Source organism: Kitasatospora sp. NPDC005748, assembly GCF_040630735.1.
Classification (GTDB): Bacteria; Actinomycetota; Actinomycetes; order Streptomycetales; family Streptomycetaceae; genus Kitasatospora.
On record NZ_JBEXYD010000001.1, the window covers coordinates 182,571 to 197,299 of the forward strand.

The window sequence follows — 14,729 nt, forward strand, 5'->3', positions numbered from 1 at the left end:
GGGCGCCCCGGCCCGCTCCGGGGCGCCGCGTCACCCCCACCGACCGGCACTCGCCGACCGCGGGCGGCCCGGCCGCCGACTCCGCGTGGCGGTGCCGGGTGCGGTCGGGGTGGTCGCCGATACTCCGAGCAGCCGAGCGACGGCGGAGGAGTGAGCGAGAGGATCCCGATTCCCGATGGAGTTCCTGGTCGACATGGTGACCACCGTCCCCGACGGGACGAGCGAGGAGGAGGTGGCGCGGATGCGGGCCCGGGAGGCCGTCCGGGCCGGGGAGCTGGCCGCGCAGGGGAGCCTGCTGCGGCTCTGGCGGCCGCCGCTCTCGGCCGGCGAGTGGCGCACCTGGGGGCTGTTCAGCGCGCCCGACGCGGAGCGGCTGGAGCGGCTCCTGGCCTCGATGCCGCTGCGGGTCTGGCGGCGCGACCGCGTCACGCCGCTGTCGCCGCACCCGAGCGACCCCGGGGCGGAGGGCGTCCGATGAGCGACACCGCCGTGCTGCGGGGCGTGCTGGACCGCTGGAAGGCGGCCGTCGACGCCCATCGGCCCGAGGCGGTCGCGGCCTGCTTCACCGAGGACGCGGTCTTCCAGGGCCTGCACCCGTACAGCGTCGGGCGGCCGGGCGTCGCCGCCTACTACGCCGCCCAGCCGCCCGGGATGACGGCCGACTACCGCGTCCTGGAGACCAGGCGGCTCACCGACGGCCTCCTGCTCGGCTACCTCGCCGTCGACTTCGCCTTCGTCGACCGGCCGACGCTGACCGTGAACCTCGGAGTCCTGCTGAGCAGGGCGGGCGACAGCTGGTCCATCGCCCACTACCAGGTCTCGCTGCTGCCCTGACGGCGGTCCCGCGTCAGTGCCGGTGGTGGTTGTCGGGCTGGGCCGGATCGCCGGGGTGTTCGAGGCCGGGCAGCAGGGTGAGCCGGGTGGCGCGGGTGCGGTCGAGCCAGCGGACGAAGGCGGCGCGGCGGGCGGCGGCCCGGACGGCGCGGGCCGGGTCGCCGCCCGCCTCCCCCGGCGGGTGGACGGCGAGCAGGGCCGCCGTCCACCCGCCCGCCGTGACCCAGGCGCCCGGCCCGGCGGCGCGGAGGGCGTCGGCGAGGGCGAGCGGGAGGGTCGCCGGGTCGGCCTCGCAGCCGCCGCCGTCGGGGAAGCCCAGCCGCCAGAGGGCGGGAGCGGGGCGGTCGGCGGTCATCGCCCGGTAGTGGGCCACCTCGTCCGCCCGGGGCCGGACGTCCGCCGTGACGGCCTCGAAGACCGCCCGGACGGCCGCGCTGCCCTCGTACGCGGCGGCCGTGATCGAACCGAGTTCGACGGCGGCCTGCTGGTCGAGCCGGGCGGGGGTGCCGGTGCCGAGCGGCAGCCCGCGCTCGGCGCACACGGTGGAGCACAGCTCCTCCGTCAGCACCACCTGGGCGACCCAGCGGGCGAGTTGGCGGTCCTCGGAGCTGCCGGGCCGCGGCAGGGCGGCGGAGCGCGGGCCGGACCGCAGGGCGGCGAGGCGGCGGTCGAGTTCGGTGCGCGGCAGCGGGCGGCCGTCGAGCAGACCGAGGGCGCCGGCCACCGGGGCCCCGGCGGTCACGGCTCCACCACCAGGGCGACGGCCGGGGAGTACTGGCAGCGGCCGAACCACATCACCTTGGCCAGCGCCCAGGAGGCACCCGGCTCGGCGTCCTCGGGAGCCGCGAGCTCGAAGGCGGCGGTCTCGGTGGCGCCGGCGGCGAGGGTGAAGCCGCGGACGGGGGCGCCGACCGCCTCCCACGTCCCCCAGGGTGAGACCAGCTGGAGTTCGCCCCGGATCTCGCCGCGGGTCCGGTTGGCGAGCCGGACGGCGAGGGTGGCCCGGCCGCCGGGGGTCAGCCGCAGCCGCTCCTCGGCCACCGTCACGGTGAGACCGGTGTCGCGGCCGTCCATGGACTCGGTGCCCTGGGCGGCGGTCCAGTCCTCGGGCGTCTCCCCGGGGGCGGGCAGCAAGCCGGGGAGCTCCCCGACGGCGAGGGTGACGACGTCCTCGATCCGCTGGTCCTCGTGCGTGATCCGGACGGCGGCGAAGTACAAGCCGGGTTCGACCGCCGCCGGCGGGGTGATCGTGACCGGGAAGCGCAGGTGTCCGCCCGGCTCCAGGCGGTAGGGGCGGGCGCCGAGGCTCGCCGTCCAGCCCTCGGGGGGCAGGATCAGCGCGGCGCCCTCCACCGCGGCGTCCCGCAGCTGGGAGGAGAGGGCGACGGAGAGGGCGACCGGCTCACCCGGCCCGGCCGTCCGCAGCAGGCCGGGCGAGACGCCGACCGACACCGGGAGGTAACCGAGCGGCGCCGGGCCCCGGTTGTGCAGCCAGTAGCGGGCGTGGACCGGCTGGGCGACCTCGGCGACCGCGCCGAGCACCGGGCCGGCCGGGTCGGCGGCCACGCTCGGCCGGGCCAGCACGGTGGCGATCTGCGAACCGGCGAGGTCCAGGGCCCCGTCGACGGAGTCCAGCGGCCGTTCCAGCAGGTCGGCGCGGTGCGGGTCGGTCAGCCCGAGGGCGCCGCCGAGGGTGGCGGTGCGGCCCAGGCCGGTGGACTCGACCAGCCGGACGGTGAGGCGGCCGTCGCCCGGGGCGGCGGCCGAGCCGTGCGCGATCGGGTTGCCGGTCGGCTTGAGGGTGCCCAGCAGCACCTCCCGGGCGGGTTCGACCCGCAGCCAGGAGAGGGTGGCGGGCAGCGGCCCCCTCCGCGCGGGGGCGATCCGGGCGTACAGCGGGTGGTTGAACTCCTGCCCCTGGGCGGGCAGCGCCTGGGCCCGCCAGTCCCCCGCGCCGCCGACCAGCGCGTAGCTGAACTCATGTGTCCAGTGCTGGAGTTGGAAGGACGCGCCGTCGGGCAGGGTGCGCCGGGGCGGGTCGATCCAGACGCCGGAGGGCCAGCCGGTGCAGGAGCGCATCAGCGAGAGGTGCAGCGCGCCGGTGGCGTCGACCGCGAAACCGGGCAGGCCGAAGCTCAGCAGTCCGACGCTGTGGTCGGTGAGCCGCTCCGCCGGGTGGAGCGTTCCGGGGCAGACGGCGGTGATCCGGGCGTCGGCGAGGTCGTGGACCAGCGCGGCCGGGTCGGTCACCACCAGGGCGGGCAGCGCCCGCAGGTCGCGCAGGTCGGCGCCGGGCTGCCAGACCTCGGTCAGCGGAGTCAGCGCGGGCACCCAGACGGCGCCGTGCGTCTTGAGCACGGTGGCGTACTCCTCCCCCGCCCGCTCGATCAGCTCCCGGGCGGCGGCATTGACCTCCGGACCTCCGAGGACGATCCGGAAGTCCGGCAGGTTGGAGTCGACGTCCAGCCAGCCGTAGCGGGCCCAGTCGGCGCCGGAGGTGGTGGCGGTGACGCCGATCCGGGCGAGCGCGACCACCAGGTCGCGGGCGTCGGCGGCGGAGTCGAGGTCGGGAGTGATCACCTCGGCGACGCCGAGGGCGCGTTCGCCGAGCGGCGCGCCGGCCGGGTCGGTGAGGGCGATCCGGGCGGTGGAGCCCAGGCCGAACCAGGTGTTGGCCGGGTTGTCCAGGGTCCAGGGCGCCTCGGCGGAGTCCACGTCGGGCAGCGCGAAACCGCGCCCGACCACCGCGTCGGCGACCTCGCTGACCGGCAGCGCGCCGGGCAGGTCGACCGGGAAGCGCAGCCGCAGCAGGCGGTCGGCGCCGGAGAAGTCGACCACCCTGGTCCGGCAGTCGACCCGGTCGACGCCCCGCCAGAGCGTGACGGTCTGCTCGTACCGGACGCCGTCCACGGTGCCGGCGATCACCAGCCGCTCACCGAGCGGGCCGGTCTCGCGGCGCACGCTCGCCGGCTGCCCGCCGGAGCCGAGGACGGGCCCCTTGGGGACGAGGTGCCACGGGCCCTCGCCGAAGTCGGGGTGCTGCGGGTACTCCTCGTACACCCGCAGCTCGTTGCCGATCCGGCCGCTCTGGATCAACTCCCTCTCGTGCGACAGATCCTGAATGGACGTCAGTCCGCCGCCCCGGGCCGGGTCGGCGGTCACCCGGTAGCGGGCGTTGGCGACGGTGTGGCCCGCGGCGCGCGACCAGGCGGTGTCCTCGACCCCGTCGGCGGAGGGGACCAGCCGCCAGGTGCGCCAGCCCAGGGCGGGCACCCCGGCGGCCAGGAAGCGCAGGGTGCCCCGGTCCACGGCGCTGGGTACCACGGCGCCGGTGTCGTCCAGGACGAGGACGGCCCGGGAGCGCCCCCGCGGCAGCCGGACGGCGACCAGGTCGGTGCGGTCGAAGGAGAGGGTGTTGGTGACGAGGACGGCCGAACCGATGCCGGCGGTGTCGATCCGGGCGGTGAGCGCGTCCAGCGACCGGTCCCGGACGTCGGCGGCCAGGTCGTACGCCTCGCGCCAGCCGCCGAGCAGGTCGAGGTAGACCTGGTCGGACTCCGAGCCGGTGATCGCGTCGTGGTGGGCGCCGTAGGCGAGGTGGCGCCACACCTTGTCCAGCGCGGCCCCCGGGTAGCGGCCCAGCCCCTGCACGGTGGCCAGGGTGGCGAGCTTCTCGGCGTCGACGGCGGCGACCTCGGCGGCCCGCTGGGCCTGCTTGGTGTCGATGTAGGAGACGTCCTTGCCGGTGTAGACCGGGTTCATGTCCCGGGTCTGCGGGCTGGGCCGGCGGCCGGTGGCGGCCAGCTCGGCGCGGACGGCGTCCAGGAAGTCGCGCGGGGTGGCACAGACGAACCGCGGCCAGAGGTACTTGCGCGCCCACGAGCGGTGGATCTCGGTGACCCACTTGTTCGGCGGGGTGTAGTCGGTGCCGACGGGCAGCAGCAGGTTCTTCGTCGCGCCGACCGGCTTGAGCTTGCGGTACAGCTCGTAGACGGCCTGCTCGGCGGTGGCGAGGTCGGCGGAGGAGTCCATCCACCAGCCGGCCGAGTAGTGGTGCGGCATGTAGTGGGTGAGCACGCCGTCGCCGGAGGGCGCGATCCACTCGAACTCGCTCGGGAACTGCATCACCCGGGCGTCGTCCTTGGCCTCGCGGAAGTTCTTCTGGATCGGGCCCCACTGGTGGAACGGGCCGCGGGCCCAGGCGCTGCCGGTGAGCCCGGCGGCCGCGAGGTGACCGGGGAACTGCGGGTCGTGGCCGAACACGTCCAGCTGCCAGGCGGTCCGCGGGTCGCCGCCGAGGATGTCGCGCTGGTAGCCGATGCCGTAGACGATGTTGCGGATGGTGGTCTCAGCACCGGTGAGGTTGGTGTTGGGCTCGTTGTAGGTGCCGCCGACCAGTTCCACCTGACCGCGCTCCAGTAGCAGCCGCAGCGCCGCGCGGCGCTCCGGGTGCTGGTCGAAGTAGGGCTTCAGGTAGTCGACTTCGGCGAGTACGAACCTGTAGACCGGGTCACGCAGCGCGAGGTCCAGGTGCGCGTCGACGAGCGCGAAGCCGTTGCGCTCCCAGAGCGGCCGGGTGGTCGCGTCGGCGGAGAGCAGCTCCCAGGGCGAGGTGTAGGCGGCCTGGGTGTTCCACCAGACCGGGTCGTAGTGGAAGTGCGAGACCAGGTACATCGTCCAGCCGGGTTCGGCCGCCTCGACGACGGCCTCGGCGGTCGCGGTGACGCCGTCCGTCGCCGCGGTCACCAGGACCGGGAGCCGGGCCCCGGGCTCGGCGCCGGTGATCTCCAGGGGGACTTCGACCAGCCCCGTGCCGGCCTCCTCGCCGCGTACGCCCGGGCCGGTGACGGTGATCCGGGCGGGCGGGCCGTCGAGGGTCACGCGCAGCAGCTGGCGCGGCGCGTCCTCGGGGCCGGTGAAGAGGTCCGTGCTCTCGACGGCGGTGATGGTGACCGGCACGGGGTGGGTCCTTTCGGAAGACGGAGCGGGTCGGGAGCCGGGGCCGGGACTTGTCCGGTGATTCCCGTCGCATCAGCGCGCGGCGGGAATCACCGGAGGAGCCCTACGCGCCCCAGGCCTCGAACTCGTAGATCCGGGCGGCGGGGTCGGTGCCCTGGGTGGGCTTGGTCACCGAGAGCCGGACGTAGCGGGCCGTGGTGCTCACCGGGTGGGTGGTGGTCCCGGCGGTGTTGCCGGTGACGGTGGCGACGGTGGTCCACGCGTCGGCCGTGGAGTCGCGCACCTGGATGGTGAAGTCCCGGGTGTTGTACGCCGGGCTCTCACCCCCGGCCGAGGCGTGCTTCACCACGAACCTGCTCAGCGGCTTGGCCGAACCGAGGTCCACCTCCAGCCACTTGGCCGACGTGGTGGTGCACCATTTGTCGCCGTTGCCACCGTTCACGCTGCCGTTGACGGCCTTGGCCGGGGTCTCGTTGCCGTTGCACTGGCCGGAGGCGGTGGCCGGGCGGTTCAGTGCCAGGTTGCCGCCGGCCGGCGGGGTGCCCGTCCAGGAGACCGTGGTGGTGGTGGCGGCGGAGCGGCCGTACTCGGTGGAGACCGCCTCCACCTCGACGGTGGTGGTGCTCTCCGTCCCGGCCCGCTCCAGCTTGTTGACGAAGTAGGCGTCGGACGGCGTCGCGCCGAGGTAGCTGCGGCTGCCGTCGGCGTTGCGCCGGTACAGCTCGTAGTGGTGCACCGAACCGCTCGCCGAGGCCGTCCAGGAGAGCCGCAGCGACTGGCTGGATCCGGCCACCACGTCACTGGCGCCGAGCACGGTGAGGCCGCTCGGCGCGGCGGGAGCGTCCACCGCGCCGTCGTAGACGGCGAGCTGACCGACCCCCAGGTCGTAGGCCGGGTTGGAGCCTTCGACCTGGAGGCCGATCTGGGCGATGGTGCGGCCGGCGTAGGCGGAGAGGTCGAGGGTGTGCCGCTCCCACCCGGTACCGGAGTTCGCGCCGACGTCGACGGTGGTGAAGGTGCCCGGTGCGTCGGTGAAGGAGATCGCGGCCTTCAGCCCGGTCGCCCCGGCGGCCGGGGTCTTGAGCACCAGCGAGAGCTTGCTGTCCGCCGCGACCGGCAGTCTGCTCTGGTAGAGGCGGACGGTGTTGGTGGCGTCCAGCTTGCCGCTGAGCCTCAGCGAGGAGCCGCCCTCGTAGGCGTCCGTGAAGTCGACGGACGGGGTCAGCTTGGTGCCGCTGGAACCGACCAGCCAGCGGTAGGTCGGCGGGACGTCCTGGAGCGAGAGGTTGTTCCAGCCGCCGGTGGCGACCCGGCCGCCACCGGCGTTGTAGAAGTCGCCCTGACCGGTGGAGAAGTTGGTGACGAAGGGCTTCGCGGTGATCGGCGAGGACTCGGCTATGTAGGTCGACAGGCCCTTCCAGCTCGACGAAGTGGCGGTGTTCGACGGGTCGTTGTTGGCGCCGACCCAGTAGCGGGAGTCCTTGGCGTAGAAGTCGGCGCGGTCGGTGGCGGACTTCCACGTCCACTCGGGCCGGTAGAGCCCGAGCGAGGTGGTGTGCGCCTTGCCGGCCGGGAAGAGCGCGTTCCAGTCGACGCCGGTGTTGTAGCCGTTGGACTCGGTGTCGATCCCGGAGTAGAGGTCGTACTCGTCGCGGCCGAGGCCGCGGGCCAGCGAGCGGGACGAATCCAGCCCGCCGGGGCTCCAGTTGAAGTTCAGGAACATCGAGTCGGAGGTCCGCTTGGCGCCGTCCTGGAGGAAGGAGTCGTTGGCGGAGGTCAGCGCGTTCTGCCAGGACACCGAGCCGGACTCGGTCATCGCGTCGTACCACATGTACTCGGTGCCGGTCTGCGCCTTGGTGTACTGCATGAGGTTGCGCACCTCGCCGGCCAGCGCCGAATCCCCGCCGCCGGTCTCCTGGTTGATGAACCAGCCGTCGAAGCCGTAGTACTGGGCGGCCTGGGTGAGCTTGTCGGCCACCGGGTAGCGGGAGCCGGACTTCTGGACGAAGTCGCGGACCCACTGGAGCTGGCCGCCGTAGGCGGCGGGCGGGAAGAAGACGGTGCCGTAGACCTTGACGCCGTTGCGGTGCGCGGCGTCGATGACGGTCGGGTTGGGGGCGAGGATCAGGCCCTCTCCGGCCGAGCCGCCCCAGAACACCAGCTTGTCGACGTACTGCCAGTACCCGAAGGCGTAGTAGTTCGGGTCGGCCGAGCCCTGGGAGGGGTTGTTGGAGGTCGGGCCGAAGGAGACCAGCGAGGCCACCTTGCCCTCGCCGGCCCGGGCGTTGGGGTTGGCCTTGAGCGCCGGGTCGCTGGTGCGCGGCCGGAGCGGGACGCGGGACCGGTTGAAGCGGGCGTCCGGGTCGGTGGCCGGGTCCCAGTTCAGGATGGTGTTCGGGTACCAGTAGGAGGCGTAGGGCTGGGTGCCGGCGGCCGCGGCGGCGGCCGGGGTGGCCGGTGCCGGAGCGGGAACCGCGTGGGCGGTGGGCGCGGCGCCGAGGACGGCGGCCCCGAGGGCGGCGCTCAGCAGGAGGGGGAGACGTCGTGACATGCGGTGGCTCCGATCGAGCGGAGGAGGGTGGGGGCGGAGCCGCCCGCGAGGGGCGGTCCGGGTGCATGTGCGAGGAACGTGCGGTGGTGCGGGTGGGCGTGGTGGTGCGGGTGCGGTGGCGCCGATCGCGGGGAGTCCCCGCCCGGCGGGCCCCGGCCCACTCGGTGCCGGACGGCCGAGGGGCCGACGGTGCGAGGCACAGCGGAACGGGGAACGGCGGTACGAGGAAGGCAGAACGGCCGCGCACCGGCTCCCGCCCAGGGGGCACACGGGGCAGCACGGGCACGACGCCCCCGCCGCCCCGGCCCGGGGCCGGGAGCCGCCCGACTCCCCGCCCACCGTGGCGCGCCGAGCGGACCGGCTCGGCGCTGCGAGGCTAAACCGGTTCAGACCGACTGTCAACGGCCCCGGCAACAGCCACCCCTGAGGGTGATTCGGGGGCCGGCGGTGAGGTGGACTCGCGGACCGTGAGGCGCGGCGTGGGCATCTGCAGGTCCCGGCCGGGGCCGGTCCCGTCGATCACCGCGAGCAGGCTGCTCGCGACCTGCTCGCCGAGCGCGAAGGTGTCCCGGCTGAGCGCGGTCAGCGGCGGGTGGACGATCCGGGCGAGCACCGAGTCGTCGAAGGAGACGATCGACAGCTCCCCGGGCACCGCCACGCCCATCTCGCCGGCCACCCCCAGGCCGGCCACCGCCATGACGTCGCTGTCGTAGACGATCGCGGTGGGCCGCCGGGGCCGGGAGAGCAGGGCCCGGGTGGCGGCCGCGCCCTCGGCGTCGCTGAAGTCGGTCGGCACCGAGACCGCCTCCTCCAGGTCCAGCCGCCGGGAGGCGTCGCGCAGGGCGCGGATCCGGCGCTGGGTGTGCTGGAAGTGCGGCAGGCCGGCCAGGTGGGCGATCCGGCGGTGCCCGATCGCGGCCAGGTAGTCGACGATCGAGAGCATCGCCTCCCGGTCGTCGGCCCAGATCCGCAGCGGCCCGCCGCCCTTGCCGGGGCCGCCCAGCACCACGGCGGGCAGGGCGAGTTCCTCCAGCGCCTCCAGCCGCGGGTCGCGCACCTGGAGGTCGACCACGATGAAGCCGTCGACCCGGTGCTCGGAGGCCCAGCGCCGGTAGACGCCGATCTCGGCGGCGGTGTCCTCGACCACCATCAGGTGCAGCGCGACCGCGTGGGCGGAGAGCACCGCCTGGAGGCCGGAGAGCAGTTGGCTGAAGAACGGCTCGACCCCGATGGTGCGGGCGGGGCGGGCGATCACCAGCCCGACCGCGTCGGCCCGGGCGCCGCCCAGGGCGCGGGCGGCGCTGTGCGGCCGCCAGTTCATCTCCTCGGCGACCCGGAGGATCCGGGCCCTGGTCGCCTCGCTCACCCCGGGGCGCCCGTTGAGCGCGAAGGACACCGCGCCCTTCGAGACCCCGGCCTGGCGCGCGATGTCGGCGATGGTCGGTCTGCCCACAGAATCCGACTCCTCTCTTGACATCCAAGTTTAGGCGGGAGCATAGTCCCTGCAACAGCTAGACCGGTTTAGTAAGTCAGGTTCTGTACGTCAGCACAATCCCCCACCCACCCCCTGGACCGGGAGACCCTCATGCGAAGAATCTGGGCGGCACTGACGATGGCGGCGGTCACCACCGCCACGCTCACCGGCTGCGGACTCGGCTCCGACACCAAGAGCGACGACACCGCGGCGAGTGCGGCCGCCACCGGTGACGTCAAGGGCAAGGTCTCGCTCCAGACCTGGGCACTCAAGCCGAAGTTCACCGATTACATGCAGAGCGTGATCGACGGCTTCAAGCAGAAGTACCCGGGCGTCGAGGTCGACTGGCTCGACCAGCCCGGCGACGGCTACTCGGACAAGGTGCTCAGCCAGGCCGCGGCCGGCGGCCTCCCCGACGTGGTCAACCTCCCGCCGGACTTCGCCCTCCCGCTGGCCAGGCAGAACCAGCTGCTGGACATCGCCAAGGCCGACCCGAAGCTCGCCGACGAGTACGTCGCGGGCGGCGTCGACGCCTACCGCTTCCGCGGCATGGACGGCACCTACGGCTACCCCTGGTACCTCAACACCGATGTGAACTACTGGAATTCCGAGCTGCTGACGAAGAACGGCCTGGACCCCAAGGCCCTTCCCGGCACCCTGGACGAACTGATCGCCCAGGCCCGGGTGTTCAAGGAGAAGTCGGACGGTTCGACCTACCTGATGAGCCGCAAGCCCGGCCTCGGCGACCTGGTCAACGCCGGCGTCAAGGTGATGTCGGACGACGGCAAGTCCTTCACCTTCAACACCCCCGAGGCCGCCGCGCTGCTCGACAAGTACCGCGCGGCGTTCAAGGAGGGCCTGCTGCCCAAGGACGTCCTGACCGACACCTACGCCGGCAACTCCAAGCTCTTCAACGCCGGCACCGCGGGCTGGACCACCGGTGGCGCCAACTTCATCACCAGCGTCGCGACCGACAACCCGACCCTCGCCCCGAAGATCGTCTCCTCCCCCGCGACGGGCACGCCGCCGCTCTACGTCCAGGGCCTGTCCGTCCCGAGGAACAGCAAGAACCCGGCCGCCGCGGTGGCCCTCGCCCGCTGGGTCACCAGCGCCGAGAACCAGGCCAAGTTCGCCCACCTGACCAGCATCTTCCCGTCCACCAAGGCATCCGCCGGCGACCCCTTCTTCAGCAAGAGCGACGGCACCAACGCCGGTGACGCCAAGGTCGTCGCGTTCACCTCGCTGGCCAAGGCGAAGATCCTCCAGCCGGTCGAGGTCGACGACGCGATGGGCACCGTCATCAAGCAGCAGATCGCCCTGGCGATCAGCGGCGACGCGACCTCGAAGCAGGCCCTGGACACCGCCGTCGAGCGCTGCAACCAGCTGCTCAAGGGCTGATCCGGTCCCCGGACCGGCCCCCGGCAGTACCCCGTACCGGTGGCGCGGCGGCGTCCTCCCCCAGGAGCCGCCGCCCGCCGGGGCCGCCCGCACCGGCCGCCGGCACCGCCCCCGGCCCGCCGGGACCCGGCCGCGAAACCCCGGCCGCAGCCCCCGCCGCGGCTCCCCGGCCCGACGGCCCCGGCCCGCACCGCACCACCCCCGGGGACCCACCCTCCCCGCCCCAGGAAGGCATCGGTATGACCCACCGGCGTTGGTTCACCCCCTGGCTGCTCGCCGGGCCCGCGATCATCTGGCTGGTCGTCTTCAACCTCTGGCCGACGATCAACACGGTGATCCTCTCGTTCACCAACGCCAAGCCCCTGGGCGGTGGCCGGTTCACCGGCCTCGCCAACTACGAACGCATCTTCAGCGACGAGCAGTTGGCCGACGCCCTGCTCAACAGCATCGTCTACCTGCTGATCTGCCTCCCGCTGCTGACCGTCCTGCCGCTGCTGCTCGCCCTGCTGGTGCAGCGCAAGCTGCCCGGCATCACCTTCTTCCGCACCGCCTTCTACACCCCGGTGATCGCCTCCGCCGTCGTGGTGGCGCTGATCTGGGGCTGGGTGCTCGACGACCGCGGGCTGGTCAACGGCCTGCTCCAGCAGACCGGGCTGGCCGACTCCCCGGTCGCGTTCCTGACCGACCGCTGGCTGCTGCTGCTCAGCTCGATCGCCCTGACCACCTGGAAGGGCCTCGGCTACTACATGGTGATCTACCTGTCGGCGCTGGCCAACGTCGGCCGCGAACTGCACGAGGCCGCCGCGGTCGACGGCGCGAGCGCCTTCCGCCGGTTCTGGCACGTCACCCTGCCCGGGGTGCGCCCCACCATGATGCTGATCTCGGTCCTGATCTCGGTCTCCTCACTGCGCGTCTTCTCCGAGCTGTACGTGCTCTCCAACGGCACCGGCGGCCCCGGCGGCCGGGACATGTCGGTGGTGATGCTGATCCAGATGTACAGCCGCGGCTTCACCGGCCACCTGGGCTACGCCTCGGCGCTCAGCCTGCTGCTGTTCGTCATCACCCTCGGCCCGATGCTGCTCCTGACGCGCCTGAACCGGAAGGCGGACTGACCCCGTGACCCGACCCGCCACCCCCACCGGGCCCGCCCAGGCACCCGCCACGGCCCCGGTCCCCGCTCCCCGCGAGCCCGCGGACCGCCCCGCCGCCGCCCGGCGCGCCCGGAGCTTCAACTCCCCCTCCCCCGCCCAGACCGCGCTGCGCTACCTGCTCCTGCTGGTCGTCCTGCTGCTGGTGATCGGCCCGTTCCTCTGGCAGCTCTCCACTTCGCTCAAGGGGCCGGGCGAGGACGTCTACACCAAGCACCCGAGCTTCTTCCCGCAGGACCTCACCTTCGCCAACTACGGCAAGGTCGCCGACACCATCCCGGTCTGGACGTACGCGGCCAACTCGCTGGTCGTGGCCGCGATCGCGATCTTCGGCAACGTGGTCGGCACCACCCTGGCCGGCTACGCCCTGGCCAAACTGCGCTTCCGCGGCGCCCGGCTGGTCTTCGGCCTCTTCCTCGCCACGCTGGTCCTGCCCGGCGAGGTCACCATCGTCTCCCAGTACGTGACGGTCCGCAGCCTCGGCCTGGCCGACTCGCTGACCGGCGTCGCCCTGCCCGGCGCGATCGCCATGCTCAACGTGCTGCTGATGAGGACGGCCTTCGCGGCCGTCCCGCCCGAACTCGACCAGGCCGCCCTGGTGGACGGCGCCTCCGTCTGGCAGCGCCTGTGGCACATCGGCCTGCCGAACGTGCGCGGCATGCTCAGCGTGATCGTCATCTTCACCTTCATCGGCGCCTGGGACGACTTCCTCTGGCCGCTGATCGTGCTCAACGACCCGCAGAAGTACACGCTCACCGTCGGGCTCCAGTACCTCAACGGCACGTTCAGCGCCAACCCCCGGCTGATCGCGGCCGGCACCATGATCGCCTTCCTGCCGATCGTCGTGGTGTTCGGCGTCTGCCAGCGCTTCTTCTTCAAGGGCGTCGAGGAGGGGGCCGTCAAGGGGTAGCCGCGCCATCCGCCCGACCCGTCGCCGTACCCGCGACGGCCGCACCCACCGAGGAAGCCCACCGCGCATGACCGCCGCTCAGGACCGCCCGCAGGACCGCGCCCAGGACCGGGCCGGGGACCGCACCCAGGCCACCGCCGCCCCGCGCTTCGGCGTCAACTACACGCCCAGCGCCGGCTGGTTCCACCACTGGCTCGACTTCGACCTCGACGCCGTCCGCGCCGACCTCGACTCGATCGCCGCGCTCGGCCTGGACCACGTCCGGGTCTTCCCGCTCTGGCCCGTCTTCCAGCCGAACCGGACACTGATCCGCCCGCGCGCCGTCGAGCAGCTGACCGAGCTGGTGGACGCGGCCGGCGAGCGCGGCCTGGACGTCGCGGTGGACGGCCTCCAGGGCCACCTGTCGAGCTTCGACTTCCAGCCCTCGTGGACGCAGACCTGGCACCGCCGCAACCTCTTCACCGACCCGGACGTGATCGACGGCCAGGCCGCCTACCTGCGCACCCTGGCCGCGGCCCTGCACGAGCGGCCCAACTTCCTCGGCATGACGGTCGGCAACGAGGTCAACCAGTTCTCCGGCGACCCGCACCCCGACCCGGACCGGGCCACCCCCGGGCAGGTCGACGCCTGGCTGCGCCGGATGCTCGCCGCCTGCGAGCAGGGCGCGCCCGGCCGGCTCCACCTGCACGCCTCCTACGACGCCGCCTGGTACCTGGACGAGCACCCGTTCACCCCCTGGCACTCGGCCCGGCTCGGCGCCGCCACCGCCGTGCACTCCTGGGTGTTCAACGGCACCGCCCAACGCTACGGGGCGCACTCCACCGCCACCGCCCAGCACGCCGCCTACCTGGTCGAGCTCTCCAAGGCCTGGGCGGACGACCCGCACCGCCCGGTCTGGCTGCAGGAGGTCGGCGCGCCGGCCCCGCACATCACCGCCGAGGACGCCGCCCGGTTCACCGGCGACACGGTGGCGGCCGTGCTGGACTGCCCGGACCTCTGGGGCGTCACCTGGTGGTGCTCGCACGACGTCGACCGCTCGCTGGCCGACTTCCCCGAGCTGGAGTACAGCCTCGGCCTGCTCACCACCGACCGCCGGGTCAAACCGGCCGGCGCCCGGCTCGCCGCCGCCGTCGCGGACCTGCGCACCGACCGGCGGCCGCCCCGGCCGCGCACCACCGCCGTGGTGGTCGCCACCGGCGACGACGTCACCTCGCCCAAGCGCTCGGTCTGCGGCCCGGGCGGCACCGTCTTCGAGGCGTTCATGCGCCTCGCCGAGGCCGGCGCCCGGCCGACCGCGGTGCTCGCCGAGCGCGCCGAGGACCGCGCCCACCTGGCCGCCCGGGGCATCACCGAGGTCGTCCACCCGGACGACGTACGCTGACGAACCACCGCCCGGACCCCGCGAAAGCCGCACCCCGACTCCCCGTCACCACCCCTCAGTCACGCAACGGAGCC

General features: G+C 73.6%; 10 protein-coding genes. 6 read left to right on the forward strand and 4 right to left on the reverse strand.

The features are described 5' to 3' along the window. Positions 1-175 precede the first annotated feature (175 nt). Positions 176-478 (forward strand): muconolactone Delta-isomerase family protein, encoded by a 303-nt coding sequence (locus ABZ495_RS00695; RefSeq protein ID WP_329486382.1) that lies wholly within the window; start codon positions 176-178, stop codon positions 476-478. Beyond that, entirely contained in the window at positions 475-834 is a 360-nt protein-coding gene (locus tag ABZ495_RS00700; protein ID WP_359803931.1) for an SgcJ/EcaC family oxidoreductase, read from the forward strand. Before ABZ495_RS00695 ends, ABZ495_RS00700 begins: the two co-directional genes overlap by 4 nt. A 13-nt stretch (positions 835-847) precedes the next feature. Here ABZ495_RS00700 and ABZ495_RS00705 read toward each other — a convergent pair whose 3' ends face one another. From ABZ495_RS00705 to ABZ495_RS00720, 4 genes are all read right to left on the reverse strand, one after another. Further along, entirely contained in the window at positions 848-1,576 is a 729-nt protein-coding gene (locus tag ABZ495_RS00705; protein WP_359803930.1) for a hypothetical protein, read from the reverse strand. Beyond that, positions 1,573-5,793, reverse strand: coding sequence for an NEW3 domain-containing protein (locus ABZ495_RS00710; RefSeq protein WP_359833746.1), 4,221 nt, complete (start codon positions 5,791-5,793; stop codon positions 1,573-1,575). The genes ABZ495_RS00705 and ABZ495_RS00710 overlap by 4 nt, the downstream gene beginning before the upstream one ends. A gap of 103 nt (positions 5,794-5,896) precedes the next feature. Next, positions 5,897-8,344, reverse strand: a complete 2,448-nt coding sequence (locus ABZ495_RS00715) for a discoidin domain-containing protein (protein WP_359803928.1) — start codon at positions 8,342-8,344, stop codon at positions 5,897-5,899. Between the two features lie 376 nt (positions 8,345-8,720). After that, positions 8,721-9,797: a LacI family DNA-binding transcriptional regulator gene (locus ABZ495_RS00720; protein WP_359803927.1), complete on the reverse strand. Its 1,077-nt coding sequence runs from the start codon at positions 9,795-9,797 to the stop codon at positions 8,721-8,723. 132 nt (positions 9,798-9,929) lie between these two features. Here ABZ495_RS00720 and ABZ495_RS00725 point away from each other — a divergent pair, with 132 nt between their 5' ends. The 4 genes from ABZ495_RS00725 to ABZ495_RS00740 all read left to right on the forward strand — a co-directional run bounded on the left by ABZ495_RS00725 (position 9,930) and on the right by ABZ495_RS00740 (position 14,655). Further along, a complete protein-coding gene (locus tag ABZ495_RS00725; protein ID WP_352295524.1) occupies positions 9,930-11,216 on the forward strand; it encodes a sugar ABC transporter substrate-binding protein in 1,287 nt (428 codons plus the stop codon). 239 nt (positions 11,217-11,455) lie between these two features. Further along, the gene (locus ABZ495_RS00730) at positions 11,456-12,328 is read left to right on the forward strand and encodes a sugar ABC transporter permease (RefSeq protein ID WP_359803926.1); all 873 of its coding nucleotides are present in this window, start codon (positions 11,456-11,458) and stop codon (positions 12,326-12,328) included. 4 nt (positions 12,329-12,332) lie between these two features. Next, complete coding sequence (locus tag ABZ495_RS00735; RefSeq protein ID WP_329486390.1) at positions 12,333-13,274, forward strand: carbohydrate ABC transporter permease; 942 nt, start codon at positions 12,333-12,335, stop codon at positions 13,272-13,274. 67 nt (positions 13,275-13,341) lie between these two features. Next, a complete protein-coding gene (locus tag ABZ495_RS00740) occupies positions 13,342-14,655 on the forward strand; it encodes a glycosyl hydrolase (RefSeq protein ID WP_359833748.1) in 1,314 nt (437 codons plus the stop codon). The last annotated feature ends 74 nt before the right edge of the window (positions 14,656-14,729 follow it).

What these genes read in the sequence shown, in the direction of transcription:
- ABZ495_RS00695 (WP_329486382.1), top strand. Translation starts at nt 176, where the DNA reads ATGGAGTTCCTGGTCGACATGGTGACCACCGTCCCCGACGGGACGAGC.
- ABZ495_RS00700 (WP_359803931.1), top strand. Translation starts at nt 475, where the DNA reads ATGAGCGACACCGCCGTGCTGCGGGGCGTGCTGGACCGCTGGAAGGCG.
- ABZ495_RS00730 (WP_359803926.1), top strand. Translation starts at nt 11,456, where the DNA reads ATGACCCACCGGCGTTGGTTCACCCCCTGGCTGCTCGCCGGGCCCGCG.
- ABZ495_RS00725 (WP_352295524.1), top strand. Translation starts at nt 9,930, where the DNA reads ATGCGAAGAATCTGGGCGGCACTGACGATGGCGGCGGTCACCACCGCC.
- ABZ495_RS00740 (WP_359833748.1), top strand. Translation starts at nt 13,342, where the DNA reads ATGACCGCCGCTCAGGACCGCCCGCAGGACCGCGCCCAGGACCGGGCC.
- ABZ495_RS00715 (WP_359803928.1), bottom strand. Translation starts at nt 8,344, where the DNA reads ATGTCACGACGTCTCCCCCTCCTGCTGAGCGCCGCCCTCGGGGCCGCC.